The sequence below is a fragment of the Sphingomonas montana genome (genome assembly GCF_001956315.1).
GTDB lineage: Bacteria > Pseudomonadota > Alphaproteobacteria > Sphingomonadales > Sphingomonadaceae > Sphingomonas_R > Sphingomonas_R montana.
On record NZ_KV887143.1, the window covers coordinates 61,571 to 87,638 of the forward strand.

28 protein-coding genes are annotated in these 26,068 nt (G+C 66.1%); 9 read left to right on the forward strand and 19 right to left on the reverse strand.

All coding sequences use genetic code 11. The features are described from left to right. Positions 1–304 precede the first annotated feature (304 nt). The gene (locus BKY59_RS03785; RefSeq protein WP_076068971.1) at positions 305–844 is read right to left on the reverse strand and encodes a thiamine phosphate synthase; all 540 of its coding nucleotides are present in this window, start codon (positions 842–844) and stop codon (positions 305–307) included. Positions 845–866: 22 nt separating this feature from the next. Here BKY59_RS03785 and BKY59_RS03790 point away from each other — a divergent pair, with 22 nt between their 5' ends. The 3 genes from BKY59_RS03790 (at position 867) to BKY59_RS03800 (ending at position 2,897) form a co-directional block, all read left to right on the forward strand. After that, positions 867–1,571 carry a YggS family pyridoxal phosphate-dependent enzyme gene (locus BKY59_RS03790; RefSeq protein WP_076068768.1) on the forward strand — a complete coding sequence of 235 codons (705 nt, stop codon included), beginning with the start codon at positions 867–869 and terminating at the stop codon, positions 1,569–1,571. A 303-nt stretch (positions 1,572–1,874) separates the two neighbouring features. Then, a complete protein-coding gene (locus tag BKY59_RS03795) occupies positions 1,875–2,357 on the forward strand; it encodes a hypothetical protein (RefSeq protein WP_129586186.1) in 483 nt (160 codons plus the stop codon). 180 nt (positions 2,358–2,537) lie between these two features. Then, positions 2,538–2,897: a hypothetical protein gene (locus BKY59_RS03800; protein ID WP_076068770.1), complete on the forward strand. Its 360-nt coding sequence runs from the start codon at positions 2,538–2,540 to the stop codon at positions 2,895–2,897. 330 nt (positions 2,898–3,227) lie between these two features. Here BKY59_RS03800 and BKY59_RS03805 read toward each other — a convergent pair whose 3' ends face one another. From BKY59_RS03805 to BKY59_RS03820, 4 genes are all read right to left on the reverse strand, one after another. Continuing rightward, positions 3,228–3,728, reverse strand: a complete 501-nt coding sequence (locus BKY59_RS03805) for a L,D-transpeptidase family protein (RefSeq protein WP_076068771.1) — start codon at positions 3,726–3,728, stop codon at positions 3,228–3,230. Continuing rightward, complete coding sequence (gene ribA / locus BKY59_RS03810; RefSeq protein WP_076068772.1) at positions 3,725–4,816, reverse strand: GTP cyclohydrolase II; 1,092 nt, start codon at positions 4,814–4,816, stop codon at positions 3,725–3,727. The genes BKY59_RS03805 and ribA overlap by 4 nt, the downstream gene beginning before the upstream one ends. Beyond that, positions 4,813–5,604, reverse strand: a complete 792-nt coding sequence (locus tag BKY59_RS17995) for an exodeoxyribonuclease III (RefSeq protein WP_076068773.1) — start codon at positions 5,602–5,604, stop codon at positions 4,813–4,815. The genes ribA and BKY59_RS17995 overlap by 4 nt, the downstream gene beginning before the upstream one ends. Positions 5,605–5,977: 373 nt before the next feature. Further along, complete coding sequence (locus tag BKY59_RS03820) at positions 5,978–6,598, reverse strand: LolA family protein (RefSeq protein WP_076068774.1); 621 nt, start codon at positions 6,596–6,598, stop codon at positions 5,978–5,980. Positions 6,599–6,842: 244 nt separating this feature from the next. Between BKY59_RS03820 and BKY59_RS03825 the strand changes: the two genes are divergently transcribed. Further along, positions 6,843–7,760, forward strand: a complete 918-nt coding sequence (locus BKY59_RS03825) for a manganese catalase family protein (protein WP_076068775.1) — start codon at positions 6,843–6,845, stop codon at positions 7,758–7,760. Positions 7,761–7,799: 39 nt separating this feature from the next. On the opposite strand, the gene BKY59_RS03830 is transcribed toward BKY59_RS03825, so the two are convergent. Next, entirely contained in the window at positions 7,800–10,127 is a 2,328-nt protein-coding gene (locus BKY59_RS03830; RefSeq protein ID WP_076068776.1) for an FtsK/SpoIIIE family DNA translocase, read from the reverse strand. A 202-nt stretch (positions 10,128–10,329) separates the two neighbouring features. Between BKY59_RS03830 and BKY59_RS03835 the strand changes: the two genes are divergently transcribed. Continuing rightward, the gene (locus BKY59_RS03835) at positions 10,330–11,547 is read left to right on the forward strand and encodes an FAD-dependent monooxygenase (protein ID WP_076068777.1); all 1,218 of its coding nucleotides are present in this window, start codon (positions 10,330–10,332) and stop codon (positions 11,545–11,547) included. Positions 11,548–11,688: 141 nt separating this feature from the next. Here the strand turns inward: BKY59_RS03835 and BKY59_RS03840 are convergent, their stop codons facing one another. Beyond that, positions 11,689–11,925: a hypothetical protein gene (locus tag BKY59_RS03840; protein ID WP_076068778.1), complete on the reverse strand. Its 237-nt coding sequence runs from the start codon at positions 11,923–11,925 to the stop codon at positions 11,689–11,691. A 100-nt stretch (positions 11,926–12,025) separates the two neighbouring features. On the opposite strand from BKY59_RS03840, the gene BKY59_RS03845 reads away from it, so the two are divergent. Beyond that, positions 12,026–13,858 (forward strand): ABCB family ABC transporter ATP-binding protein/permease, encoded by a 1,833-nt coding sequence (locus BKY59_RS03845; RefSeq protein ID WP_076068779.1) that lies wholly within the window; start codon positions 12,026–12,028, stop codon positions 13,856–13,858. Between the two features lie 32 nt (positions 13,859–13,890). Here BKY59_RS03845 and BKY59_RS17020 read toward each other — a convergent pair whose 3' ends face one another. After that, the gene (locus BKY59_RS17020) at positions 13,891–14,601 is read right to left on the reverse strand and encodes a LuxR C-terminal-related transcriptional regulator (RefSeq protein ID WP_083671856.1); all 711 of its coding nucleotides are present in this window, start codon (positions 14,599–14,601) and stop codon (positions 13,891–13,893) included. Between the two features lie 175 nt (positions 14,602–14,776). Between BKY59_RS17020 and recQ the strand changes: the two genes are divergently transcribed. Together recQ and BKY59_RS03860 are read left to right on the forward strand one after the other, a co-directional pair. Next, a complete protein-coding gene (recQ, locus tag BKY59_RS03855) occupies positions 14,777–16,543 on the forward strand; it encodes a DNA helicase RecQ (RefSeq protein ID WP_076068780.1) in 1,767 nt (588 codons plus the stop codon). Positions 16,544–16,559: 16 nt separating this feature from the next. Beyond that, a complete protein-coding gene (locus tag BKY59_RS03860) occupies positions 16,560–16,976 on the forward strand; it encodes a protein tyrosine phosphatase family protein (RefSeq protein WP_076068781.1) in 417 nt (138 codons plus the stop codon). Between the two features lie 261 nt (positions 16,977–17,237). Here BKY59_RS03860 and BKY59_RS03865 read toward each other — a convergent pair whose 3' ends face one another. From BKY59_RS03865 to rpmF, 7 genes are all read right to left on the reverse strand, one after another. Continuing rightward, positions 17,238–18,650, reverse strand: a complete 1,413-nt coding sequence (locus BKY59_RS03865) for an ammonium transporter (protein ID WP_420822072.1) — start codon at positions 18,648–18,650, stop codon at positions 17,238–17,240. A gap of 23 nt (positions 18,651–18,673) precedes the next feature. Further along, positions 18,674–19,012, reverse strand: coding sequence for a P-II family nitrogen regulator (locus BKY59_RS03870; protein WP_076068783.1), 339 nt, complete (start codon positions 19,010–19,012; stop codon positions 18,674–18,676). A gap of 157 nt (positions 19,013–19,169) precedes the next feature. Next, complete coding sequence (locus BKY59_RS03875) at positions 19,170–19,562, reverse strand: MerR family transcriptional regulator (RefSeq protein WP_076068784.1); 393 nt, start codon at positions 19,560–19,562, stop codon at positions 19,170–19,172. 9 nt (positions 19,563–19,571) lie between these two features. Then, complete coding sequence (locus tag BKY59_RS03880; protein WP_076068972.1) at positions 19,572–19,871, reverse strand: integration host factor subunit alpha; 300 nt, start codon at positions 19,869–19,871, stop codon at positions 19,572–19,574. Positions 19,872–19,942: 71 nt separating this feature from the next. After that, on the reverse strand, positions 19,943–20,932 hold the full coding sequence (locus tag BKY59_RS03885) for a beta-ketoacyl-ACP synthase III (RefSeq protein ID WP_206362009.1): 990 nt from the start codon (positions 20,930–20,932) through the stop codon (positions 19,943–19,945). Further along, positions 20,929–22,008, reverse strand: a complete 1,080-nt coding sequence (plsX, locus tag BKY59_RS03890) for a phosphate acyltransferase PlsX (RefSeq protein WP_076068785.1) — start codon at positions 22,006–22,008, stop codon at positions 20,929–20,931. The genes BKY59_RS03885 and plsX overlap by 4 nt, the downstream gene beginning before the upstream one ends. An 18-nt stretch (positions 22,009–22,026) precedes the next feature. Continuing rightward, a complete protein-coding gene (rpmF, locus tag BKY59_RS03895; RefSeq protein WP_076068786.1) occupies positions 22,027–22,206 on the reverse strand; it encodes a 50S ribosomal protein L32 in 180 nt (59 codons plus the stop codon). 197 nt (positions 22,207–22,403) lie between these two features. Between rpmF and BKY59_RS03900 the strand changes: the two genes are divergently transcribed. Continuing rightward, positions 22,404–22,799, forward strand: a complete 396-nt coding sequence (locus tag BKY59_RS03900; RefSeq protein ID WP_076068787.1) for an MAPEG family protein — start codon at positions 22,404–22,406, stop codon at positions 22,797–22,799. A gap of 15 nt (positions 22,800–22,814) precedes the next feature. Here BKY59_RS03900 and BKY59_RS03905 read toward each other — a convergent pair whose 3' ends face one another. The 4 genes from BKY59_RS03905 to hemC all read right to left on the reverse strand — a co-directional run bounded on the left by BKY59_RS03905 (position 22,815) and on the right by hemC (position 26,059). After that, positions 22,815–23,474: an MBL fold metallo-hydrolase gene (locus BKY59_RS03905; RefSeq protein ID WP_076068976.1), complete on the reverse strand. Its 660-nt coding sequence runs from the start codon at positions 23,472–23,474 to the stop codon at positions 22,815–22,817. A gap of 64 nt (positions 23,475–23,538) precedes the next feature. Beyond that, positions 23,539–24,441: an MICOS complex subunit MIC60 gene (locus tag BKY59_RS03910; protein ID WP_076068788.1), complete on the reverse strand. Its 903-nt coding sequence runs from the start codon at positions 24,439–24,441 to the stop codon at positions 23,539–23,541. Further along, a complete protein-coding gene (locus BKY59_RS03915; protein ID WP_076068789.1) occupies positions 24,438–25,133 on the reverse strand; it encodes a uroporphyrinogen-III synthase in 696 nt (231 codons plus the stop codon). Before BKY59_RS03915 ends, BKY59_RS03910 begins: the two co-directional genes overlap by 4 nt. After that, positions 25,130–26,059, reverse strand: a complete 930-nt coding sequence (hemC, locus tag BKY59_RS03920) for a hydroxymethylbilane synthase (RefSeq protein ID WP_206362010.1) — start codon at positions 26,057–26,059, stop codon at positions 25,130–25,132. Before hemC ends, BKY59_RS03915 begins: the two co-directional genes overlap by 4 nt. Positions 26,060–26,068: the final 9 nt, after the last annotated feature.

Consider the following 26,068-nt stretch of genomic DNA (forward strand, 5'->3'; position numbering starts at 1 on the left):
TCGAAGGACAATCCTGTCCACCGAACACACGACCACCCGCCCAAACGGGCCGAACACTGATCCGGCCGCCCTAGAAACCGCCCATCCCGAGCGCAGTCGAGGGACCCTTCGAGCGAAGCCGAGAAGCCGACAGCACCCCAAAACCAAGCCCGAAGCCTAGCCCGGATCCATCTTCAGCAATCATAGCTGATCCACTCGCAAAGTCCGGTCCGAAGCGATCAAAGACTGGCCCAACACCAACCGTACGCCCACATGCGCAGGGCAAGTGCGCACTCCGGTTGGACGCCAGCTCAAAACCCAGTCATCACCTCACAAACGCATCGATCCCCGCCCAGCCCCGCGCGCCCAGCGCAGCCAGCCCGCGCGCCGCCCGCGCCCCGACCCCGCCCAGCGCGATCACCGGCATCCGCGCGCCCCGCGCCAGCATCCCGAACCGCACCCGTCCCAGCGCCGCCCCCCCGACATGCGACCGCGTCGCGAACACCGGCGACACCAGCACGCAGTCCGCACCCAGCCGCGCCGCCCGCATCACCTCGGCCCTGTCATGCGCCCCCACCGTCCGCAGTCGCGCCGGGCCGACCTTCACCCCATGCACCCCGTCCGCCCGCCACCCGATCGCTTGGCGCGGCGTACCCGCCAGCACCAGCACCAGCCCGCGCGCCCGCGCGATCCGCCGCACCCGGTCATACAGCGCGCGCCGCCCCGGCACGCCATAATGACGGAATATCACGCCGGCCCCACGCGGCAGCCGGGCCAGGGCCGGCCACAGCGCTTCCCCCATCCGCGGGTCGGTCATCAGCCACAGTGTCGGGACGGCGGGCGGTCGGGCGTGGCGTGTCGGCATCGTCGCCTGTATAGCGCGCGCCATGACATCCGATACTTCCGCCAACCCGGATCCCGCCGCCCGCCTCGCCGACGCCGTGACGCGCATCGCGCGGGCCGCCGCACTCCGCCCCACGCCGCACGCCGTCACGCTGATCGCGGTCAGCAAGACGCGCAGCGCCGCGGAGATCGCCCCGCTGCTCGCCGCCGGTCACCGTGCTTACGGCGAAAACCGCGTTCAGGAAGCCGAATCGAAATGGCCCGCGCTGCGCGAGTCCCACGCCGACATCGCGCTCCACCTCGTCGGGCAGCTGCAATCGAACAAGGCAGACGCCGCGGTCGCGCTGTTCGACGCGATCCACAGTGTCGATCGCCCCTCGCTGGTCGCAGCATTGGCCCGCGCGATGGACAAGGCCGATCGCCGGCCCGACTGCTTCCTCCAGGTCAATATCGGCGCGGAGGACCAGAAGGGCGGCTGCCCGATCGCCGACCTGCCCGCGCTCCTTGCGGCCGCACGCACCGCGAACCTGCCCGTCGCCGGCCTCATGGCCGTCCCGCCCGCCGATGTGGAGGCCGCTCCCTATTTCGCACTGCTCGCAAAACTCGCCCGCGACCACGGCCTGCCGGGCCTCAGCATGGGCATGTCGCAGGATTATGAAACCGCCGTCCTGATCGGCGCCACCCACGTCCGCATCGGCACCGCCCTGTTCGGCGACCGGGCCTTAGCAACCGTCCCACCGCGTCCCTGAACCCTCTTCCGCCTTTGCGGGGGAGGATCGGGTGAGGCCTCCTTCTGCGCATGTCTTCGGCACGAGCCACGAAGCGCTCGCCAAGGCCTTGCCCGTTTCCGGCCGGTCGAAAACCGCGCACCGCCTTCCCATTTCGCCATGTCCGACAGGCAGTTTCGGGAAAGCCCGATCGGGAACAGGTTTCGGGAAAGCATGGCCACCCAAAAGCACAGGGCCAGCATCGCGCGCAGTTCTCCCGCGCCACATGCGTTTGTGGGAAGGCTGAAACGTCCGCTAACGCCCAATTGTGGACGCTGACGCAAAGTGCTTTCCTCCCGCCTGTCGAACGATCGTTATCTCGAAGGCTATTATATGCGCTTGCCTCTAGCTTCGGCTTTCCTGATGCTTGCGCCCTCCACGGCGCTAGCGTGCCTTCCGCTTCCGTCTGGGATCATCGAGCCGCCGCTGCCCACGGTTGAACAGCGAGCGGAGGCTATCGCTCGCGCCTCGGACAACATTGTCTACGGCGTTTTGACGCGTGGCATCGCCAATGATCGCGACGGGCAGCTACGCATCTTGCACGTTTACAAGGGCGACCTGCGGGCTGGAGCGCGCGTGACGATCAAGAACAGTTGGGGTTTCGATCCGCCGACATGCTCCGGCATGCTCGGTGGTCCACCACCAACACCGAAGGGTACAAAGGGTGTTTTCGCTTGGTCGGGCGAACCTGAGCTAAACGGCGTGTCGGAGGACCGTCTGGCCGTAATGTTCAAACGACGGCTCATCATCCGCGCGAACGGCCGCTAACCACCACAACGAGACATTCCATCATTCCCGTTGAACGATTCTTTTGGGAAACCCCCGGCCGTCTCGATCGCTGTTTATAGTCGGAAAGCCGCGGAGACCCGTGTCGACCCTTTCCGCAAAACCGCATATATTCGGAGCAGGATCAGGAGTTTCGGTAAGATCAGGTTCGGAGGTGTACGGATGCGGGTGTTCTGGAATGATTGCGGCAACGGGCCGACCTCCGATCAGGCCAGGCAAGTCGATCTGCACGAGGCCAACCTGATCTGGTCCGACGAGGTACGCGGCGTGCAGGGCAACTTTCTTGGCCTGATCGATGATCGGGACCGGACCATCCAGTTCTATTTCGAGTCCGGCATTCCTGACGATATCGACGCGGCCGACCATCTTCGCATCGTCCTGATGGATCTTCCGCAACCCGAGCGGAACGGTTCCTACGGAAGGCTGGTGGCTATCGGCGAAGTTTACGGATTAATGGAAACCGCGTTCGAATTCGGCGCGGACAGCCGCTGCTTCGGCGAGCTGACCTTCACGACGTGGTAGCGCCCCGGTCCGGATCGCACCGGATTGCCAGCCACTGTACCCGTTGACTGCGTGTCAGGTCGGCGCTCGGTCCGGGTAGGCGCTCGACGCATGGCATCGCTGCAAAACTCGTTAAACCGGTGCCCGAACCGCGCGTAGCGCACAGATCGTGTCGAAAACCATGCCGAAACCCGCACCTCGCCCGACCCTCCCCGCATAGGGAATGGCGGTTTTCCGCGCGTTTCACGTGGATCATTCCAATAGGCCGAAATCCTATTCGAGCGAATTCAACGACTTACCAAAAAAGCACCCCGCATTTGCCCCGCGCCCCTATTTCGCGCCCCTCAGCGGCTATCGGACCTCCGCCAGTGTCCCCACCCGAACCTGCGGCAACAGCGCCAGCAAGGTGTCGCGCGCCACCGCCACGCATCCCTCCGTCGCACGGTCGCCATCGCGGCAATGCAGGAAGATGGCGCTGCCCAGCCCCGGCACAGGCGGCGCGTCGTTGTGACCCAGCACGACAATCACGTCGTACAACCCGTCCTCGCGCCACAGCCGTTCGGCGGAGAAGCGATGCGGATGCGTCACCGGCCGGTTGTACGCCGGATCGCGGACATCGTCGCTCCACCCGTCCGCCGGCGCGATCCAGCGCCACGGCAGCGTCAGCCCCTCTGGCACCGCGACCCGATCCGGCCGCAGCAGCACCGCGCGCACCGGCCAGGATCCCCGCGGCGTCCGCCCGTCGCCCTCGCGCTTGTCGGCCGCGTCGCACGCGCCGCCCCGCCCGATCGTGCAGCCGATCGTCCGCTCGCCGATCTGCACCGTACCGGCGGCCGTATCGACCCGGATCACAGCTGGTGGCCGGTCCGGTCGCGCTTGGTCGCCAGATACGCATGGTTGTGCGGGTTGGAGGGCACGACATGCGCCACACGCTCGACGACCGCGATCCCTGCCGCCTCGAGTCCGGCCACCTTGGCCGGATTGTTGGTCAGCAACCGCACGGCATCGATCTCCAGCAGCGCCAGCATCCGCGCCGCCACGCCGAAATCGCGCACATCGACCGCGAACCCCAGCCGCAGGTTCGCATCGACCGTATCATATCCCTGATCCTGCAACGCATAGGCGCGCAGCTTGTTGATCAGCCCGATCCCGCGCCCCTCCTGCCGCAGGTACAGCAGCACGCCCCAGCCCGACGCCGCGATCGCCGCCAGCGCCGCATCCAGTTGCGGCCCGCAATCGCACTTCAGCGACCCCAAGGCATCGCCCGTCAGGCACTCGCTGTGCAACCGCACCAGCGGCGGCCGTCCGTCCGGCTGGCCGATCAGCAGCGCGACATGGTCGGTCGGGTCGTCCGGCGTGCGGAACGCGACGATCTCCGCCGTTTCTGCCGCCGCCACCGGCAGGCGCGCCCGCGACGCGATGGCCAGGTTCGCAGGCACTGCGAACGCCGCCAGATCGGCCACGCGAACATCTACCGGCATGTCCACCGGGCCCTCGGCGGGCAACAGGAAGAACGCCGGCAGCAACCCCGCCCGGCGCGCCAGTTCCAGCGCCGCCTCCGCCGCCGCGACCGGTACCAGCGGCATCGCGCGGAACGGTCCCTTCAACGGCGTGGCCAGGTCGAGCTGCGGGTCAGCCAGCGCCACCGCGCCGTCGAAATCCAGCCACGGCGTCCGCCCGATCAGCACCGGCTGCGCCGTATCGCCCGCCGCCCGCTGGTTCGCCAGCTTCAGCGTCGCGGCCCGCGCCGGCGACAGCAGCACGCCCGCACTGCCCGCCGGATCGAACGCCGCCAGCCGGCCCGGGTCCGCGCCCTCGATCGCCAGCACCCGGATCGCGCCGTCCTCGCCGGCAACCGTCACCGGCCAGCCGCGGCGCAGCGCATCGATCGCGCGGGCCGCCGCGCGCGGATCGGTCGTGGCTTCGGAAGCCGCCCTCACAGCGCGAACTCGGTCACCAGCGGCACATGGTCGGACGGTTTCAGCCAGTCGCGGCAGTCGACATGTACCCGGTGCGCCACCGCCTTGGCGGCCACGTCCGCCGTCGCCCACATATGGTCCAGCCGCCGGCCGCGGTTCGACGCGCGCCAGTCCGCCGCGCGGTAACTCCACCAGGTGAACAGCGGGGCCGGCGCGGGCACGAATGTCCGGCCGAGATCGACCCACTTGCCCGCCGCCTGCAACCGGTCCAGCGCGGCGACCTCGATCGGCGTGTGGCTGACGACGTCGATCAGTTGCTTGTGGCTCCACACGTCGCATTCCAGCGGCGCGATGTTGAAATCGCCTACCAGCAACGTGGGTTCGGCCACCGTTTCCGACCAGCGCGTCATCCGCTCGATGAAATCCAGCTTCTGCCCGAACTTGGGGTTCAGCGCCCGGTCCGGCACGTCGCCGCCCGCCGGCACATAGACATTCTCGATCCTTATGCCGCATTCCAGTACCGCACCGACATGGCGTGCCTCGCCATTATCCTGCCAGTCGTGGCGCAGGTCGGCGGTCAGCGGCACTCGGCTGAGGATCGCGACGCCGTGATGCATCCGCTGCCCGTTCAGGACGGGATGGACATATCCCAGCTCGGCGAACGCCGCCGCAGGGAAAATATCGTCCACGACCTTGGTTTCCTGCAAACACAGGATGTCGATCGTTTCGTCGATCAGGAATTGCCGCACGATATCGAGCCGTGCTCGCACCGAGTTGATGTTCCACGATGCGATCTTGATCCGGTCCATGCGGTGCGATGTAGCGATCGATCGGTCACTACGCCAATGGCTCATGCGCGTGGATCGGTGATGCAACGGGCGGCAGAGACTTGCTGTCCTCCACATGACGCATCAGGCGGGTTCGAGAACCCGTTCGCTACGGCCGCAAGATTCACCGTGTCGCACCCGCTGCACCATCGGCATCGTACGAACAGTTACACCGCGGCTCAAACAAAAAGGCCCCCGCTCCGGGGGCATGGAGCGAGGGCCGACCTGTCGTTCGTCACGCAGGCGGGGTACGGAACCTGACCGGATAACAGGGGGAAAACCCGGGGCGGCTCCGCAACCGCAAGTCCCTCTATAGACTTCGTTCCTGTCGCGCGGATGAACGGATCACGGCTAATTATCCGCGCGGACCTGCGCGGCGCGGGTTGGTCCAGCGGAACAGCCGATCGTCGACCGGGCCGTTGAACCGTTGATTGCTCAGCCGCACCGCCGAACGATTGCCCTGCGCATCCAGCGTGGACCAGCCCATCAGGGTCAGCCCGCCCGGGGCCGATGCCACCCGGTCGAACGCGATCGTCGTCGTGCCGAACTCCGGATGCTTCGGGTCGCGCGCCTCGACCAGCAACATGCGCGGGTTGGGGGCGGGCACCACCTTGGCGATCCGGGTCAGATCCTTCGACGGGTCGAGCAGCACCGCCAGCGGCGAATTGCCGATCGGCCAGCGCGATTCCTGCCGCACCGCCGAATCATAGACAGTGAGCGCCTTGCCATCCCCCACGATCGTCAGCGGCACACCCTTCTGATACTGGAAACGCACCTTGCCGGGGCGCTTCATGCTCAGCACGCCGCCGACCGACTTGCCCATGCGGTCGGTCTGGATGAAATCCGCCGTCATCGTCGTCACCCCGCGCAAATGCTGCGACACCTGGGCCAGCGGTGCAGTCTGCGCTGCCGCAAGCGTCGGCATGGTCAGGGCGGGAAGGATCGCGGCGACGGCGATCAGGGCAGGACGGAACATGGAAACTCCAGTCGGATAGTTCGGGATTGCGTACCGGATAACGGCTCGCGGTTGAATGCGCTCTGAACCCCGCCGGGTTCCATCAAGTGCCTATCCGTCATGAAAATGACGCCGATTTCTGTTCGGCGCAAATATAGTGCGGCCTGTACGCTGAGTCGCCCAAATCGTTCCAACATAGGTCAATCATCGAAACTAATCGGACGGGGACAGGTTAAACAGGTTCCTCCTTTCAAAGGTACGACCCATGTTCATGCGTGTCGACAAGCTGCAAGCCAATCTTCCTGCACCCAAGGCGAAGGACCCGAACGCGGCCGCCGCACTTCAGGAATTGCTGGGCGGCAAATATGGCGAGATGTCCACGCTGGGCAATTATATGTTCCAGAGCTTCAACTTCCGCTCGAAGAGCAAGCTGCGTCCGTTCTACAGCCTCGTGGCATCGATCACAGCCGAGGAACTGGGCCATGTCGAACTCGTGTCGAACGGCGTCGCGATGCTGAACAACGGGCCCGATGGCGACGATACCGGCGATGGCGGCGACATTTCGGGTGCGCCGTTCGAGGATATGACCGATATCCGGCTGGCGGCCTCGTTCCTGTCGAATGGTGGCGGCGTCACGCCGGTCAACAGCAACGGCGCGTCGTGGAACAATGATTTCATCACGACGACCGGCAACGTCATCACCGACCTGCTGCACAATTTTCATCTGGAATGCGGTGCGCGCCTTCACAAGCTGCGCGTGTACGAAACGCTGACCGACCCGACGGGCCGCGAAGTGTGCGGTTATCTGCTCGTCCGCGGATCAGTGCATGCGCACTCCTACGCTCTGGCGATCCAGAAGCTGACCGGCGTCGACCTGAAGAAGATGCTGCCGACGCCTAACATCAATCTGGACAAGATCCCGGAATCGCAGAAGTATCTCGACGAAGGATCGCATCGCCGGCTCTACACCTTCAGCCCCGACGACTATAACGAAATGGCGGGTATCTGGAGCAAGGATGAAGTCGCGCTGCCCGGCGATCCCCCCGGCAATCTGGAGGTCGTGCGCGGCATGCCCGACGGCGGCAAGATCCACCAACTGGCCGGCGTTCCCTGCGCCTTCACCCCGGACTATGCACCCGAGGAAATGTACGAGATCGCGGCCAAGCTGACCAAGCTGGTCTGATCAATCCGGTCGGGGCGGACGCCATGTCCGCCCCGATCTTCATCCCAAGATACGCGGCAGGTCCTCCGGTTCGACCTGCACCTCGCGCCGGCCGACATGGTCGGGCTGGCTGATGATCGCTTCCTTCTCCATCCGTTCGATCAGCCGCGCCGCGCTGTTGTAGCCGACCCGCAACTGGCGCTGCAGCCAGCTGGTCGATGCCTTCTTGTTCTCCACCACCAGCTGCACGGCACGGTGATAAACCTGCGTCTCGGGATCGTCTGGTCCGGTTGGCGCGCCCTCCATGGCGTAGCCGCCATCCTCCGGCTCTTCGGTCACGCTCTTGATATAGTCCGGTTGGCCTTGCGCGCGCCAGAAGTCGGCGACCGCGCGCACTTCCTCGTCGCTGACGAACGGACCGTGCACGCGCGCGATCTGCTTGCCGCCCGGCATGTACAGCATGTCGCCCTTGCCCAGCAGCTGCTCTGCGCCCTGCTCGCCCAGGATGGTACGGGAATCGATCTTGCTGGTGACCTGGAAGCTGATGCGGGTCGGCAGGTTCGCCTTGATGACACCCGTGATGACATCCACCGACGGCCGCTGCGTCGCCATGATGAGGTGGATGCCTGCCGCACGCGCCTTTTGCGCCAGCCGCTGGATCAGGAACTCGACCTCCTTGCCGGCCGTCATCATCAGGTCCGCCAGCTCATCGACGATCACGACGATCTGCGGCAGCACCTCATATTCCAGCTTCTCTTCTTCGTAGATCGGCGTGCCGGTCTCCGCGTCGTAGCCGGTCTGTACCTTTCGGCCGAGCGGCTGGCCCTTGGCCTTGGCTTGCCGCACCTTGTCGTTGAACGACCCCAGGCCGCGGACCCCGACCGACGCCATCATCCGATAGCGTTCCTCCATCTGCTCCACCGCCCATTTGAGCGCGCGGATCGCCTTGGGCGGATCGGTCACGACCGGCGACAGCAAATGCGGGATATCGTCGTAGATCGAAAGCTCGAGCATCTTCGGGTCGATCATGATCATCCGGCACTGAGTCGGCGTCAGCCGGTAGAGCAGCGACAGGATCATGCAGTTCAAGCCGACCGACTTGCCCGACCCGGTGGTCCCGGCGACGAGCAGATGCGGCATCGGCGCCAGGTCCGCGATCACCGGGTCGCCCGCGATGTTCTTGCCCAGGATGATCGGCAATTGCGCCTGCTGGTCCTCGAAGCCCTGGCTCGCCACCAGTTCGGACAGCACCACCATGTCGCGCTTCTGGTTGGGCAGTTCGATACCGATCACCGTCCGCCCCGGAATCACCGCGACGCGCGCTGACAGCGCGGACATGTTGCGCGCGATGTCGTCGGCCAGCGCGATCACCCGGCTCGCCTTGATTCCGGATTCGGGTTCCAGTTCGTACATCGTCACGACCGGGCCGGGCCGGATCTCGACGATCTGACCCTTCACCTTGAAATCGTCGAGCACCGACTCGAGCAGCCGCGCATTGCGTTCCAGCGCAGCCCGGTCGATCGGCACGCCGGTCGGCGGCGGCGGCGGCGTCAGCAGGTCGATCGGCGGCAATTCGTAATTGTCGCGGATATCCAGCTTGGTCTGCGACGGAGCCTTGCGCGCGGGGGCGGGGGCCATCGCCGGTTCGGTGATGACCGGCGGCGCGCGGCCGTCCGGCACTGCCACGGCGCGTGGCGGGCGGGGCATCGGCACCACCAGTTCGTCGATCGGTATGCCGTCCTGATCAAAATCCTCGACCGTCCCGTCGGCGCGCACGCGCCGCCGCGGCCGCATGCGGCCCAGGAACGCGCGTTCTCCCGCTTGCAATGCCAGCCCGCGCACGCCCAGCGCCAACCCCGCCGCCACCAGCAGCGCCATCACCGCCAGCCGCACGATCCGCCCGGCCGGACCGGGCAGCAACGCGGCGACCGCATCGACCGCGCCCGCGACTCCGATCCCGGCCGTTCCGCCCCAACCGGCCGGCAAGGATCCGCCCGCCCCGTTCCGGAACAGCGTCAGCGCACCGCCCAGCAGCACGATGCCGCCTGCCGACAGCAGCAGCGACCGTTTCCATCGACCTGCCGGCGCACCGCGCCACAGCCGCAACCCGGCCAGCAGCATCAACGGCACCAGCATCAGCGCCGGCAGGCCGAACAGCGTGAACAGGATGTCCGCGGCCCAGGCCCCGGGCGACCCGAGCACATTTTCGACCGGCCCCTGCGCCGCGGTGTTCAGCGACGGATCGCTGCCATGATAGCTGGCGAGGGCGAACCCGAGCGCCAAAGTCGCCGCCAGCAGCCCCGCGGCGCACGCCATCGTGCCGGAGCGCACCGCCGCCGCCTTCGCCTGCGCGCGCCACACCGTGGACGCCACCTGATTGCTCGCCATGTCTCGATCCCGCCCACGTCCGCTCCGGCCGTGCATCGTGCCGCCATGTGCGTTTCGTAACACACACATCATGCGTCGGTGGGCGGGACTGGGTCAAGGCGCGCACACCGCGCCTGTCGTCGCGCACGCGTCACCCGGACCATTTGCCCCGCCCCCGCAAAAGTCCGTTTCCCCGCCGCCATGCACCGCGTACATTACCAGTATGGATACAGCGGACGTCATCATCCTCGGCGGCGGACTCGTCGGGCTCACCCTTGCCACCGCGCTCGACGCGCATGGTCTGACCAGCATCGTGGTCGACCCGGCGGACCCGGCGGTGCAGGCCGCGCCCGGTTTCGATGGGCGCGCCTCCGCCGTCGCCAGCGCGTCGTGGCGCATGCTGCAGGCGATCGGCGTCGCGGATCGGCTGGAGGGGCAGGGGTGCCCGATCCGCACGATCCGGGTGACGGACGGACTGGTTGGTGGCCTCGCCTTCGATGCGGATCCAGCCGACGGCCCGCTCGGCATCATGTTCGAAAACCGCCTCCTGCGTGCCGCCCTGCGCGCGGCGGCGGTCGATGCCGGCGGTGTCACGCTGCTGCAACCCGCGCGTCCGGTTGCGACCGTGCGCGATGCCACCGGCGTCCGCGTGACGCTGGACGATGGTCGGATCGTTTCCGCCCCGCTGCTCATCGCCGCCGAGGGTCGCGCCTCCCCCACGCGCGAGGCGAGTGGCATCCGTGTCGCGCGCTGGCAGTATGACCATCACGCGATTATCGGCGGCATCCACCACGAACGCCCGCACGACGGCGTCGCGCACGAGATCTTCTACCCCGCCGGGCCGTTCGCGATCCTGCCGATGCGTGACGAGCCCGACGGCCGCCATCGTTCGGCGATTGTCTGGAGCGTGGCTGCGCGCGACGGGCCTGCCTTGCTCGGCCTGCCCGACCGGGCCTTTGCGGCGGAAGCGGAAAAGCGGATGGGCGGCCTCCTCGGGGCCATCACGGCCAACGGCGCGCGCGCGTCCTATCCGCTTGGGTTTCACCATGCGGCGCACATCACTGCAGAACGGCTGGCACTGGTCGGTGATGCGGCGCACGGCATCCACCCGATCGCCGGGCAGGGCTTGAACCTCGGCTTCCGTGACGTCGCGGCATTGGTGCAGGTGCTGGTCGAAGGGGCGCGGCTCGGTCTTGATCCGGGTGACGCGCAACTGCTCGCTCGCTACGAACGCTGGCGGGCGCTTGATACGTTCCTGGTCGCCTCCACGACGGACGGTCTGACCCGCCTGTTCGGCCTCGGCGGCCGCACCGCTGCGACCGTCCGGCGTTTCGGCCTGGCCGCAGTGCAGCGTATCCAGCCGCTCAAGGATCGTTTTATGTCGGAAGCACGCGGCGAGAGCGGCGACTTGCCGGAGTTGCTGGCCGGGCGGCTGGCCTGAACGTGTTTTTCGAGGGGACGGGGGCCGGCAGTAGAGTTGCCCTTCGGCGTCATCCTGGCGTCCGCTGGAATGACGGTCTGAGGAGTGCTTTCTCGTCTCGATGTCAAAGAGTTACAGGCCGAACCCCCGCCCCACCAAATCCTAGCGCGACGCCACCTGCACTGGCACCTGCGTCGAGGCCGTAACAGTGCCTGCCGTCCGGCACTCGCTCATCACCACCGGGTAGGAAAGGTCGGTGCTCCGCATCAATGCACCGGTCGCAGCCGCACGGCACGACGCGACCGACGTATAGTGCGCCGGTTCCAGCCGAACCTGTTCGCACTTGGTTTGGCCGTCGCCGCAGCCCAGAATCGCCAGCACGTAGAGGATCGGTTCCATCGCATCGTTCCCGCTTGGTATTGCCACGAAAACCGGTCGTTGCGCTTCCGGTTCCACCCCGCGTTGGTGTCTCGCGTCATAGTCCCTATCTACCTGTCCGATGCCGCCAGATACCGCTCCCGCCGCGCCGATGCCCGACAAGGGTTTTCGGACCTTTGCCCGCTTCCTGCCCTATCTCTGGCCGAAGGACGCGCCGGCGCTCCGCGTCCGGATCGTCATCGCCCTGCTGTTCGTCCTCGCGTCTAAGGCGGTGCAGGTCTACGGCGCGCCCTTCGCGCTAAAGGGCGCGGTCGATGCAATGGGCGTATCGGGGGGCCTGCCCGGCGGATCTCGGACGGTCTTCCTCGTCCTCATGCTCGTCGCGGGCTACGCCGCCGCGCGTTTCGCCAGCGTGCTGTTCGATAATCTGCGCAACGCGGTGTTCGAACGGGTGGGGCAGGACGCGACCCGCCGGCTGGCAGCCAGCGTGTTCCGCCATCTCCACGCACTGTCGCTGCGCTTCCACCTCAATCGCCGCACCGGCGCGGTCACCAAGGTGGTCGAACGTGGTACCAAGAGCATCGATACGATGCTGTATTTCCTGCTGTTCAACATCGCCCCGACCTTTCTGGAACTGGGACTGGTCCTTCAGATCTTCGGGTCGCGCTTTGGTTGGGAACTGGTCGTCGCGACGCTCGTCATGGTCGTCGCCTACATCGCCTATACCCGCGTCGTCACCGACTGGCGCAACAAGCTGCGCGAACAGATGAACGATCTCGATACCGGCGCGGTCGCCCATGCGGTCGATTCGCTACTGAACTTCGAAACCGTCAAATATTTCGGCGCGGAGGAGCGCGAGGCCCGCCGCTACGATCGCGCGATGACGCTCTACGCCGGGGCGGCCGTCAAGAACGAGACGTCGCTGGCCTATCTCAACATCGGCCAGTCGCTCATCACCAATCTGATGATGGCCGGCGGCATGGGATTCGTCGTCTGGGGCTGGTCGCGCGGCCGCTTCTCGGCGGGTGATGCCGTGCTGGTCAGCACGCTGCTCGCCCAGCTGTTCCGCCCGCTCGACCTCCTCGGCATGGTCTATCGCACGCTTCGACAGGGGGCGATCGACATGCGTGCAATGTTCGACTTGATCGATACCCCGTCGGAAGTGGTCGATAAGCCCGGCGCACTTTCGCTCGCCATCGGTGGGGCGGCGATCCGGTTCGATCGGGTCCGGTTCGGCTATGATCCGGAACGCACGATCCTGCACGGCATCGATCTCGATATTCCCGCCGGGCACACACTGGCGGTGGTCGGGTCGTCCGGCGCGGGCAAGTCGACGCTCGCCCGACTCATGTTCCGCTTCTACGATATCACCGGCGGCCGCATCAGCATCGACGGACAGGATATCGCCGAGGTCACGCAGGCGTCGCTGCGCGCCTCGATCGGTATCGTGCCGCAGGATACGGTGCTGTTCAACGACACGATCGGCTACAATATCGCTTATGGCCACGAGGGCGCGTCGCAGGCCGAGATCGAGGCCGCCGCTCGCGGGGCCGCGATCCACGACTTCATCGCATCGATGCCGGACGGCTACGATACCAAGGTCGGCGAACGCGGCCTGAAGTTGTCGGGGGGCGAGAAGCAACGCGTGGCCATCGCCCGCACGCTGCTCAAGAACCCGCCGATCTTGATCCTGGACGAAGCGACCAGCGCACTCGACAGCCGGACCGAGGCCGACATTCAGGAAACGCTCGCCCGCGTCTCGGCCCGTCGCACGACGATCGTCATCGCTCACCGCCTGTCCACCGTCGTCGATGCCGACCAGATCGTCGTGCTGGAGGCGGGCCGCGTCGTCGAACGCGGCACTCATGCCGACCTGCTCCGCCGCGAAGGCGCCTACGCCGCCATGTGGGCACGGCAGGCGAACGAACAGGAGGCCGCCGTTGCGGCGGAGTGAGGGCGCTTGCGACACCACTCGCTCGGCAAGCGTTAGGAACCTACTGAAAACGACAGTAGCGCCGGGATTGCGGGTTGGCCGGTGTCGGCCGCCGCGAAATTCCGGAACCGTCCGCCATTGATCCCGACGCTGTAACGCTGATGGGCCACCACATGACAGGCAAGCATGAATGTTCGACCATCTGCCGACACGGTCGGCTGTCGGTCGCAGTCCGGGTAAGGCGCCGTCCCGGTTTTGACGAACGAGTAACTGTCTCGTCGCATCGGACGATCGAAGGTCACGGCGATGCGGATCGTGCCGGCGCGTACGACTGCACCGCTGGCCGGTGTCATGGCGACGACCCGCGGCGCGTCCACTGTCCCTGCGGGTGATCCCAGGAAACTATAAGCCAGCCCAGTCAGGCTGACAGTCGAAACGACGGCAAGGATCATGGCGGTGAATCTCCAGTAGGGCGGCGGAACGTCCGGCCGCGACATCGCTGGCGCTACTGCAGGGGCTGGTTCATCCGCGACCCTGAACAAATCGTCCCCTGATTTTTCGGGGTGTGCTTCCGCCGCTGCCAGCATCCGTGCCGCCGCCCGGCTGCTTGTCACGCCCAAGGTGCGACGGGCATCACGCAGCCGTTCGTTGACGGTGTGCACCGACAGGCCCTGCTCCCGCGCAATGCTCTTGGCGTCATGGCCCTGCAACAACAGGCGTAGCGTCGCCCGCTGGCGTTCCGTCAGTTCATCGGTTCCCGGCATGCCTACCCCCGGTTCGCTTGCGAATTGTCGGTCGACGCACCGAGAAGCTGTTGCGTCCGGTTACGCAGGTATCCGCCATGACGCACAGGTCGAAAGCATAACCTTCGGCGATGCGGCGTACAATCGGCCGGCAACAAGGCTGGCAACCCCCGGCCCCCCGGCCTATGTCACCGCTGTGCTTGATCCCCTCGACGTCCTCCACCAAACCTTCGGCTATTCCAGCTTCCGTGGCCGGCAACAGGATGTGATCGATCGCATCATGGCGGGCGTCCACACGCTGGCCGTCATGCCGACCGGCGCGGGCAAGTCGCTCTGCTACCAGGTCCCGGCCATGGCGCGCCCCGGCACCGGCCTCGTCATTTCGCCGTTGATCGCGCTGATGCACGATCAGGTCCGCTCTGCATCGGCCGCCGGCATCAAGGCCGCGGCACTCACCTCCGCCAACGACGATCGGGAGGAGACCGTCCGCCGCTTCCTGGCCGGCGACCTCGACCTGCTCTACGTCGCGCCGGAACGCGCGTCGGGCGAGGGGTTTCGCCGCATGGTGGACCGCGTCCAGCTCAGCCTGATCGCCATCGACGAGGCGCACTGCGTCAGCGAATGGGGCCATGACTTCCGCCCTGATTACCGCCTGCTGCGAGCGCTGGTGGAGGATCATCCCGAGATACCCCGTCTGGCGCTTACCGCCACTGCCGACCGCCACACCCGCGACGACGTGCTCGCGCAACTCGGCATCCCTGCCGACGGGCTGATCCTGGCCGGGTTCGATCGCCCGAACATCCGCTACAGCATCAGCCCGCGCGACGGTCTGCCGACGCAACTGGCGCAGATCGTCCGCGACACGCCCGGACCCGGAATCGTCTACGCCCCCACCCGCGACGCGACGGAAAAGCTCGCCGCAGCGCTGGCCACCAGCACGGGCCGCCCGACGCGGGCCTATCATGCGGGCCTCGACGCCGCCGTCCGCGCCCGCAACCAGGAATCGTTCGTGACGTCCGAGGACATGGTGATGGTCGCCACTGTTGCGTTCGGCATGGGCATCGACAAGCCCGATGTCCGGTTTGTGGCGCATGCCGGCCTGCCGAAATCGATCGAGGGCTATTATCAGGAAACCGGCCGCGCCGGCCGCGACGGCGATCCGTCCGTTGCCCATCTCTTCTGGGGCGCGGACGATTTTGCCCGCGCCACGCGCCGGATCGCCGACGATATCGGTGAGGATCGCCAGCGCAGCGAACGCCAGCGACTGGCATCGCTCGGCGCACTGGTCGAGGCCGCCGGGTGTCGCCGCGCGATCCTGCTCCGTCATTTCGGCGAGGACCCGCCCGCCGCGTGCGGGAATTGCGACAACTGTCTGAATCCGCCGTCCAGCATCGACGCGACCCAGGCCGCCCGCAAATTGCTGTCCGCCGCGTTTCGCACCGAAATGCGTTACGGCGTCGCGCATCTGACCGACGTGCTTGCCGGCCGCGATACCGAGAAGATCCGGACGCTGGGGCATGACAAGCTGTCCGTCTTCGGCATCGCCACCGCGGACGATCTTGCGCTCATCAAGCCGGTGGCGCGCGCGTTGCTGGCCCGCGATGCGTTGCGCTCTGACGATTATGGCGGGCTGTCCTTCGGGCCCGGCGCGCGTGCGCTGCTGAAGGGGGAGGAGACGCTTGCCATCGTCAAGCCCGCGGTCCGCGCGACACGGCGGCGCGGCGGTGGCGTCGCGGAGGAACATCCCCATGATCCGCTGTTCGAGGCGCTGCGTGCCTGCCGCCGGACGCTGGCGAAGGATCTTGGCGTGCCGCCCTACGTCATCTTCCACGACGCGACGTTGCGGGAAATGGCGGCGATCCGGCCGAAGACGCTGAGCGCGCTCGGCCGGGTCACGGGCGTCGGCGCGCGCAAGCTGGAGGAATATGGCCGCATGTTCCTCGACGTGCTGGATGCCCAGTAAACCCAAGGAGACGGACATGTACCGCAGACTCGATGACATGACCAGCGTCGCCGGCCAGCTCCTGCCCGAACAGCTTCAGGCGATCGCCGATGCCGGGTACCGCACCGTCATCAACAATCGTCCCGATGGCGAGGAGGCGGGGCAGCCGACGACGGAGGAGATGGCCCGGGCCGCGAAGGCCGCAGACTTGAGCTATCATGCTATTCCGATGGGGCAGGCCGGCATGACAGATGCGATGATCGATCACATGACGACCGTCCTGCGTAAGGCCGACGGTCCGGTCCTGGCCTTCTGCCGGTCGGGCACGCGCTCGACGTTGCTGTGGGCCGTTGCGCGCGCACGGCTTGGCGACGAACCCGCATCGTTGTTCGCCAAGGCAGGCGGCGCAGGTTATGACCTGACCCCGGTCCGGAGTTTGCTCACCAAAGTCTGACCGGCTTTGGGGTCATAGTGCCTCCGTCGCAGGGCAGATTGGCCGGCCAGAACATCGTCGGTGCCGATACGGCCCGACGGAGTACTGCCATGGCACGACGGCATCCCTCCCAAAACCGTGAAAACTGGCGCGAAACCCCACGCCGACGCCACCGGGTCATGCGAAACCGAACAAAAAAGAGCCGACGGTTGAAGCCGCCGGCCCAGTGGTTCGCAGGAGGAACCTCTTGGGGGGATGCCGGATCCGGAATCCCCGAACTGGTCAGTAATTATAGGCCCGCTCGCCATGCTCGGCGATGTCCAGGCCTTCGCTCTCGGTCTCGGCATCAACCCGCAGCCCCATCGTCTTTTCGATGATGAAGTAGAGGATGGCGGACACGATACCTGAATAGAGGAGCGTGATGAGCACGGCCTGCACCTGGATACCCAGCTGCTTTCCTATGTCGTATGTGCCAGCGACCGCGGGCATAACGGTGTAGTCCAAGACACCCTGGCCGCCGAGCGAGGGGGCTGCGACGAACGCCGTCCCGATCGCGCCGACGATGCCGCCGACGCAGTGGACGCCGAACACGTCGAGCGTGTCGTCATAGCCGAACTTGTTCTTGACGGTCGTCACGAAGAAGAAGCAGACGATCGAGACGACGATACCCAGGACGATCGACGTCATCGGCGCGGCGAATCCGGCCGCCGGGGTAATCGCGACAAGGCCGGCGACGGCTCCGGTCGCAGCACCCAGAAGTGATGGCTTCTTGTGGACGACCTGTTCGATCACGGCCCAAGCCATCGCTGCAGCGGCGGTCGCGACGAACGTGTTGATGAATGCCAGTGCCGCCAGTCCGTTCGCCTCCAGGTTGGATCCGGCGTTGAAACCGAACCAGCCCACCCACAGCAGCGATGCGCCGATCATGGTCATGGTCAACGAATGCGGCGGCATCGGCTCCTTCTTGTACCCGATGCGCTTGCCGATCATGATGCAGCCGACGAAACCGGCAATGCCCGCGTTAATGTGGACGACGGTGCCGCCGGCGAAATCCAGCGCGCCCTTGCCGTACAGATAGCCCCAGTCACCGGGCTGCGTCGGCAGGAAGTCCGGGCCCGCCCAGTACCAGACCATGTGGGCCAGCGGGAAATAGACCAGCGTCAGCCAGAGGACCACGAACACGATCAGCGAAGAGAATTTGACGCGCTCCGCAAACGCGCCGACGATCAGCGCCGGCGTGATGCAGGCGAAGGTCATCTGGAACACGATGTATGCATATTCCGGAATATAGACGCCGTTGGAGAAGGTGGCTGCAACGGTCGTCGCATCGACACCCTTCAGGAACGCCTTGCCCAACCCGCCAACGAACGGCGAGCCGCCGGTGAAAGCCATGCTGTAGCCCCAGCAGACCCAGACCAGGGCGGCGACGGCCACGATCGTCAGGACCTGCATCAGGATCGAAAGCATGTTCTTCGTGCGAACAAGTCCGCCGTAGAAGAGCGCCAGGCCAGGCACGGACATCATCAGCACCAGGGCCGACGAAATCAGCATCCAGCTGGTGTCGCCCTTGTTCGCGACCGGCGGTGCGGCAACGGCGACCGTCGCAGTTGCGGCCGCATCCTGCGCCCAGGCGGGCAGGGCGAAGAAGGCGGCGGTGCCGGCCGCAGCCGATATCGCGGCAATCCTTTTCATCATGGTCATGGTCTACCCCCCTGGGTTTAGAGCGCGATGTCGCCGGTTTCACCGGTGCGAATGCGCACCGCTTCCACTAGGTCGAGGACGAAGATTTTGCCGTCGCCGATCGCGCCGGTGTTGGCCGCAGCTTGTGTCGCTTCCACGACCCGCCCGGCCAGCGAGTCCGGGCAGGCTACCTCCAGCTTGATCTTTGGGACCATGTTCGTGCTGTACTCGGCCCCGCGGTAGATTTCGGTCTGGCCCTTCTGCCGGCCGAAACCCTTCACCTCGGTCACCGTCATGCCCTGCACGCCAAGCAGCGAAAGCGCTTCACGCACTTCGTCCAGCTTGAACGGCTTTATGATTGCAATCACGAGTTTCATGGCCGCCCCTGTCCGTTGCCCCAGGGTATCCAAGCAAAATCCGTGCCAGCTATATCGAAGATGCGATAAGGTTAACTCGACGGCAATCGACTGTACGGTATTGCACAAAAAACAGGCATGTCGGGCGACATGCTGATTTACAGGGCATTGCCGCCGCTTAGCCGGATATATCGTCCTGCTTCAGGGCATCTGCCAGAACCTGCCGAATGTCCCGAAGCTCCCGGATATGAAGGTCGGTTCGATCCGCGATTACCGGCTCGATCGCGAGCGCAGCCGGAACCGGAACCGGCACACCGTCTGTCAGCAGCTTCTGGACGCCGCGGATGCTGTACCCCTCGGTATTCAACAACGCGTGGATCCGCCGGACAAGATCGATATCGGCCGGGCGATAGAGACGTCGGTTGCCGGCCCGCTGCAATGGCTTGAGCTGAGGGAAACGCCCCTCCCAGTAGCGCAGGACGTGCTGGGGCACACCCAGTTCGGTCGCGACCTCGCCAATGGTACGGAACGCGGTCGCCGCCTTGGGCCGTGGTGGACGTTCGTCGGTCATGCGCTCCGATCAACAGCCACGGGCGATGCGATCCCGCGTGATCTGGCTCGCGCGGAACGTTAGTACGCGGCGTGGTGCGATCGCGACTTCTACCCCGGTCTTGGGGTTGCGACCGATCCGTTCGCCCTTGTCACGCAGGACGAAGCTGCCGAACCCGGACACTTTGACATTCTCACCGCGGGCAAGCGAACCACAAAGTTCGGAAAGCAGCGTCTCGACGATCCGGGATGCGTCGGCACGGGCAAGACCGATCTCTCCGTGGACCCGGTCGCTCAGGTCGGCGCGGGTCAATGTGTCGATATCGCTCATCTTCATGTTCCTGCCCGATAGTCGCTACCGTCTAAATCGATCACGCCGGAGAGACAAGCAGCCGGCGGACGTTACAGACGGATCGCTGCCGCGCCCCAGGTGAAGCCCCCGCCCATCGCCTCGAACACGACCAGATTGCCTGGCTTGATGCGACCATCGCGCACCGCGACGTCGAACGCGAGCGGGACGGAAGCCGCCGAGGTGTTCGCATGGATATCGACCGTGACGACGACCCGCTCCTTGGGCAGTCCCAGCTTGCGCGCCGTCGCGTCGAGGATACGGCGATTGGCCTGATGCGGGACGACCCAGTCCACGTCTGCAATCTGTAGGCCGGCGCGGTCCAGCACCTCGTGAAGCACAGATGCGAGGTTGGTGACCGCGTGCTTGAATACTTCCGGTCCCTTCATGCGCAATTTGCCGACCGTCCCGGTGGTCGACGGCCCGCCATCCACATAAAGCAGGCCGTTGTGCCGACCATCGGCATGGAGGCTGACCGACAGGATGCCGCGCGGTTCGGCAGCGGACGCGCTTTCTTCTGCAGACAGCACGACCGCCCCCGCGCCATCGCCGAACAGCACGCACGTCCCACGATCCTCCCAGTCCAGGATCCGGCTGAACGTTTCGGCACCGATGACGAGGGCCGTCTGGGCCGCACCGCCGCGGATCATGCTTTCGGCAACGGACAGCGCGTACAGAAAACCCGAACAGACCGCTTGGACGTCGAACGCGATACAGTCGTTTATGCCAAGTGCGGCCTGCACCTTCGTTGCGGTGGCGGGAAAAGTCTGGTCCGGCGTCGCCGTCGCCAGCACGATCAGGTCGATCTGATCCGGAATGATGCCGGCCGCATCCAGCGCGCGGCGCGCGGCAGCGGTAGCCAGGGTAGCGGTCGTCTCGTTTTCGCCGGCGATATGCCGGAACCGAATCCCGGTCCGCTCGACGATCCATTCATCGGATGTGTCGACCGTCTCCGCCAGTTCGGCGTTCGAGACCCGTCGTTCGGGAAGTGCCGATCCGCTGCCGATGATCCGCGCACGCCGGACGATCGGGCCGGCTGTCATTTGCCGCCACCGGTAATGATCGGCGATCGGATCGATGCCAGATCCTCGGTCACCAGGCGGGTTATGTCCGCCTCGACCAGCTTCACCGCGACACCGATTGCATTGGCGACACCCTGCGCGCTGGCGCCACCATGGCTTTTGACCACAATGCCGTTCAGCCCGAGAAAAACCGCACCGTTATGATTATTCGGATCGAGATGGTGACGAAGCAGTTCTGTCGCGGGTCGCGAGATGAGAAACCCGATTTTCGACCGGATCGAACTTGAGAAGGCACGCCGCAATAGGTCGGCAACGAACCGTGCCGTACCCTCGATCGTCTTGAGTGCTATATTGCCCGAAAAGCCGTCGGTCACGATGACGTCGGCCTCGCCCCGACCCAGTCGGTCACCCTCGATGAAACCATCGAACTGGATCGGCAGATCCGTCGCATCACGCAACGCCTGTGCGGCGTCGCGCAATTCCTCGGTGCCCTTGAGTTCTTCGGTGCCGATATTGAGCAACCGGACCCGCGGGCGCTGCAGCCCCATGACCGTCCGCGCATAGGCAGCACCCATGACGGCAAATTGGACGAGGTTGCGCGCATCGCATTCGGTGTTGGCACCGAGATCGAGCAGGACCAGGTCGTTGTCACCCAGCGTCGGCAACAGCGCGGCCAGGGCCGGACGGTCGATGCCCGGCATCGTCCGTAACGCAAGCTTGGACATTGCCATTAAGGCACCGGTATTGCCCGCCGACACACTGGCACCCGCATCACCGGCCTTTACGGCAGCAATCGACAGTCCCATTGAACTGTCTTTTGCCCGTCGGATTGCCTGACTCGGCTTGTCCTCGCCCGAAATGACGTGCGGGGCGTGGACGACGTCAGACCGACCGGCAAGAATCGGGAACCGGGACCGTTCCCGATCGATGCTTTCCGCATCTCCGAACAACGATACCGTCAGCCGCGGGTCCGAACGGACCGCAATCGCGGCGCCTTCAACCATCGTTGCGGGGCCTGCGTCGCCGCCCATGGCATCGATGGCGATCCGCACCGGCGCTATGACCGATCGTCCGTATTGCGAAGGACGGTCGCCCATCTGATCAAAACCGTCGGATCAGGCTTCGATCGCGACGATCTCGCGTCCGTTATAGTGACCGCACGAGTTGCACAAATGATGCGGCCGCTTCAGTTCGCCACAATTGGGGCATTCCTGAAACGACTCCACCGAAAGCGAGTCGTGGCTCCGGCGCATGTTGCGCTTGGACGGCGAGGTTTTTCTTTTGGGGACGGCCATTGCGGCACCTGTTCCAATATTCTGTCGAAACGAAGAAACGACGCGCTCTGCGCCACGCGACCATCGGTTCGGATCGGAACCGCGGGTCGATCGGGCAAAGCTCGTCGCGAGCCGCGGACCTATAGCGATTCGCCTTCGAGTTGCAAGCGTAGCGACCGCGTGCGAGAGGCCGGGCACCCAACGAGCGAGGATATGACGTGACTCTGACCTATACGCTGATGTTCGCAGTCGCCTTCGCCCTCATCAATCTCTGGCTGGCATTCCGCGCCGGCAAGGCGCGCCTGGGCGCAAAGGTCTCGATCGGGGACGGCGGCAATCCGTTGCTGACGGCACGGATGCGGGCGCAGGCCAACTTCCTCGAATATGTTCCGCTCGCGCTGATCCTGATCGGGTTGATCGAGATGCGCGTCGGCGCTTCGCAATTGCTGTTCGCACTGGGTATCGCGCTGGTCCTGGCACGGATCGCGCACGCATTCGGTATGGAGCGGCCGACTCCCAATCCTCTGCGCGCCGGTGGCATTCTGGTCACGTTCGCGGTCACGGCGGCGTTGATCGTGTGGGGTGCGATGCTGCTGTACGGGTTCGCCGGCTAAGGGGCCGGCACGGCGTCAGCGGCCGAGCGCGGCATCCCCCACGAAGGGATTGGTGCGGCGTTCGTGCGCGAAGGTCGATGGCGGGCCGTGACCGCAAACGAAGCTGGTCTCATCCCCCAGCGGCCATAGTTTTTTTACGACCGAGTCGATCAGGGTCTGATGATCGCCCAGCGGGAAGTCGGTCCGACCGATCGACCCTTGGAACAGGACATCGCCGACCTGAGCGAAGCGCGACGGGACGTGGTGGAAAATGACGTGACCTGGCGTGTGTCCGGGCGTGTGATAGACATCCAGCGTCAGGTCGCCGACCAGGACGGTGTCACCATCCTCGAGCCAGCGATCGGGTTCGAACGGTTTGCCCTCGATGCCATAGGCACGACCGTCCTCGTCCAGCCGTGCGATCCAGAACCGGTCGGCTTCCTGCGGCCCCTCGATCGGAATGCCCAGTTGTTCTGCCAGTAGGCCAGCCGCCCCGGCATGGTCGATATGGCCATGCGTCAGCAGGATCTTCTCCACCGTGACGCCGTGCTGTTTCGCGGCGGCAATCAGCCGTGGACGGTCGCCACCCGGATCGACCAGCGCGCCCCGCATCGTGGCCGTGCACCAGAGCAGCGTGCAATTCTGTTGCAAGGGGGTCACCGGAATGACGACGGCACGGAGCGGGGGCGTGGACATGCCCTTCAACTGCCTGCCCGATTCGCGGGACGCAAGTCCGATCGACCCGGAAACGATTCGTGGATCAGGCGGGCGGGATCGCGTCTTCCGTAACGACCGGCACGGGCGATCTGATCGCATCGGCATCCGGCGCGTCCGGCGTTGTTTGTACTAGGGGACGGTGGGGTGCCAGCAACGCGGCAGTCTCCACCGTATCGAGCGCACGACGCGCGCTGACATAACGGCGTGCCTTGACGATCCAGGCGCCCGCCAATGCCCGACCGGGAAGCCGTGCAATCTCCGCGAGCGCCGTGTCGACATGCCCGCTTTCCAATTGACGCCGTGCGCGCGTCAATCGATCGACCGGCGCAATCGACGGGGCGGACGCGCGGCGGACCACGACAAGCCCGGCCAGTTCGCGCCGCATGCCTTGCCACCAGCTGTCTTCGGTGCCGCGGGCCAGCAGCGTCGGAGCGATGTCGTCAAGTCCGGTCTGCAGTTCCTCCAGCGTCACCGGCTGGTGGGAGGCGGACAGGATAGTCGCCACGGCCTGCGGCTGACCGCCGCCGAACCGTTCCCGCAGCAGACCTTCGATATAGCCGAGCTGCGTTCCGCGATCGAGCGCGCGCCGGGCGGCGAACGCAACGAGCAGCCCCTCCGCCCGCTCTGCATTGCTGGAGCTTTCGGTGGTGCGCTGGGCCAGTTCCGCGATCCCTTGCTCGGTGCGTTCCACCCTCCGGGCCAGATCGGTCGTGACCGCGACCGACCGGGTCACCGACGCTGAAACCGGTTCGGGACGCATGACGACCGGGGCCGCCGCCGCGCTCGGTTCCAGTCCCGCAAGCCGACGTCCGGGCTGCGACTGCTGCAAGACATAGACCGCGACGGCCGCCCCTGCCGCCAGTCCGACGAGAAGCGCCAGCAGCAGCCAGAGCCATGTTCGCGATCGGCGCGCGTCCTGCGCGGGGTGGTCCCACTCTTCGGTCATTGCGGCTCCAGCATCCCGTCCAGCTCCTGATCGCACAACAAGCGGGCTGCCGCAAAGAGGGCGTCGTCGGTCGGGTGGGTCGCGACTGCGACACCGGCCCATCCCGCATTGGCTGCATCGGCGACCGCAGAGCTGAAACAGGCGATCCGGACGGTGGTCCGCGTCCGTACCAAGCCTGCGAAAACGGTTGCCGCGCGCGGCGAGTGCAGCAGGACCACCGCGCGATCCGCAAGTGCTGCAGCGGCGGCATCGGGCAGCCTGTCGACCGCATCTGCCGCGTACACCGGGATGCGCTGGATCGACAGCGACGGACGCTCCACAGCGATATGCTCGCGTCCCGCCAAGTGCAGGATGACGCGGTGTCCACGCGCGGCCAGCTGGATAAGCGCTGCGTCCGCATCCTTACCGCTGGTCGTGATGTCCGTGAACCCGGCCAAACGCGCGGCGTCTGCGGTGGCGGTGCCCACCGCCTGGACCGGCAGGGAACGGAACCGCGCCAGACCGTCCCCGCCCAGCCGAACCGCGGCGGCACTGGTCAGCAACACGGCGTCGACCGTTTTGGGGTCGGGCGGAGACCAGGGCAGGCTGCGATAGTGGAACAGTGGGGCCACCACCGGATCGAACCCGAGTCGGCCCGCGCGAACCGCAGTCGCATCGCCCCCGACACGCGGCCGAAGGATGAGGAGTTTCATCGGGCGAACAGGGTGCGCAGGGCCGGTGGTGCCCGGTCGAGCAGGCTGCGGGCGAGATCCCCGGCCATCGCGGCATGATCGGCCGGATCGTCCCCGGCGATGACGACCTCACCGGATTCGCAGAGCGTACCGTCCATCGACAGGATTTCCGCGCGCAGCCGCCAGTCCGCTCCGTCGCGCGCCATCAGTGCCGCGACCGGTGACCGGCAATCCGCCCCCAGCACCGCCAGGAAGGCGCGTTCGGCGACGACTGCCAGGCTGGTGTCGCGATGATCGATCGCGGCGAGCAGCAGGCGGATGTCCTGCGCGTCGGCCAGCGTCTCGATCCCGACTGCGCCCTGCGCGGGGGCCGGGAGCATCTCGGACGTCGGTATGGCGTGACCGATCGCGGCGTGACCCAAGCGGTCGAGCCCCGCGGCGGCGAGCAATGTGGCGTCCGCTTCGCCGGCCTCCAGCCGGGCGAGACGGGTCGCCACATTGCCGCGGAACAGGACGGTGCGGATATCGGGCCGCGCCCGCGCCAGTTGCGCGGCGCGGCGTGGAGACGACGTGCCGACGCGGGCGGCGGGCGGCAGGGCGGCCACGGATGGCGCGCCGATCATGCGGTCGCGGACGTCGGCGCGGGCCAGCATCGCGGCGATGACGATCGGTTCGGGGCGGATCGTTTCAACGTCCTTCATGGAATGGACCGCGAAATCGATCGCGCCGTCGAACAGCGCGCGGTCCAGTTCCTTGGTCCACAGCGCCTTCCCGCCGACGTCGGCCAGCGCGCGGTCCTGGATCCGGTCGCCCGACGTGCGAATTGGCACGATGGCGATCGCGTCCGGGGCAAGGCCGTGCGCCGCGGTCACGGCGGCTGCCACCATGCGCGCCTGGGTAAGCGCAAGCGGGGATCCGCGGGTTCCGAGGCGAAGCGGGAGCATCATGGCGCACCG

Bases quoted from the DNA above. Each gene is read 5' to 3' on its own strand.
- BKY59_RS03915 (WP_076068789.1), bottom strand. From the start codon at position 25,133: ATGAAACTCCTCATCCTTCGGCCGCGTGTCGGGGGCGATGCGACTGCG.
- BKY59_RS03870 (WP_076068783.1), bottom strand. From the start codon at position 19,012: ATGAAACTCGTGATTGCAATCATAAAGCCGTTCAAGCTGGACGAAGTG.
- BKY59_RS03835 (WP_076068777.1), top strand. From the start codon at position 10,330: ATGGATACAGCGGACGTCATCATCCTCGGCGGCGGACTCGTCGGGCTC.
- BKY59_RS17020 (WP_083671856.1), bottom strand. From the start codon at position 14,601: ATGCCGGGAACCGATGAACTGACGGAACGCCAGCGGGCGACGCTACGC.
- BKY59_RS03885 (WP_206362009.1), bottom strand. From the start codon at position 20,932: ATGACAGCCGGCCCGATCGTCCGGCGTGCGCGGATCATCGGCAGCGGA.
- BKY59_RS17995 (WP_076068773.1), bottom strand. From the start codon at position 5,604: ATGGACCGGATCAAGATCGCATCGTGGAACATCAACTCGGTGCGAGCA.
- BKY59_RS03840 (WP_076068778.1), bottom strand. From the start codon at position 11,925: ATGGAACCGATCCTCTACGTGCTGGCGATTCTGGGCTGCGGCGACGGC.
- BKY59_RS03830 (WP_076068776.1), bottom strand. From the start codon at position 10,127: ATGGCGAGCAATCAGGTGGCGTCCACGGTGTGGCGCGCGCAGGCGAAG.
- BKY59_RS03845 (WP_076068779.1), top strand. From the start codon at position 12,026: ATGCCGCCAGATACCGCTCCCGCCGCGCCGATGCCCGACAAGGGTTTT.
- BKY59_RS03820 (WP_076068774.1), bottom strand. From the start codon at position 6,598: ATGTTCCGTCCTGCCCTGATCGCCGTCGCCGCGATCCTTCCCGCCCTG.
- plsX (WP_076068785.1), bottom strand. From the start codon at position 22,008: ATGGGCGACCGTCCTTCGCAATACGGACGATCGGTCATAGCGCCGGTG.
- BKY59_RS03880 (WP_076068972.1), bottom strand. From the start codon at position 19,871: ATGAGCGATATCGACACATTGACCCGCGCCGACCTGAGCGACCGGGTC.
- BKY59_RS03865 (WP_420822072.1), bottom strand. From the start codon at position 18,650: ATGATGAAAAGGATTGCCGCGATATCGGCTGCGGCCGGCACCGCCGCC.
- BKY59_RS03905 (WP_076068976.1), bottom strand. From the start codon at position 23,474: ATGTCCACGCCCCCGCTCCGTGCCGTCGTCATTCCGGTGACCCCCTTG.
- BKY59_RS03910 (WP_076068788.1), bottom strand. From the start codon at position 24,441: ATGACCGAAGAGTGGGACCACCCCGCGCAGGACGCGCGCCGATCGCGA.
- rpmF (WP_076068786.1), bottom strand. From the start codon at position 22,206: ATGGCCGTCCCCAAAAGAAAAACCTCGCCGTCCAAGCGCAACATGCGC.
- BKY59_RS03800 (WP_076068770.1), top strand. From the start codon at position 2,538: ATGCGGGTGTTCTGGAATGATTGCGGCAACGGGCCGACCTCCGATCAG.
- BKY59_RS03875 (WP_076068784.1), bottom strand. From the start codon at position 19,562: ATGACCGACGAACGTCCACCACGGCCCAAGGCGGCGACCGCGTTCCGT.
- BKY59_RS03785 (WP_076068971.1), bottom strand. From the start codon at position 844: ATGCCGACACGCCACGCCCGACCGCCCGCCGTCCCGACACTGTGGCTG.
- BKY59_RS03860 (WP_076068781.1), top strand. From the start codon at position 16,560: ATGTACCGCAGACTCGATGACATGACCAGCGTCGCCGGCCAGCTCCTG.
- BKY59_RS03790 (WP_076068768.1), top strand. From the start codon at position 867: ATGACATCCGATACTTCCGCCAACCCGGATCCCGCCGCCCGCCTCGCC.
- hemC (WP_206362010.1), bottom strand. From the start codon at position 26,059: ATGATGCTCCCGCTTCGCCTCGGAACCCGCGGATCCCCGCTTGCGCTT.
- BKY59_RS03825 (WP_076068775.1), top strand. From the start codon at position 6,843: ATGTTCATGCGTGTCGACAAGCTGCAAGCCAATCTTCCTGCACCCAAG.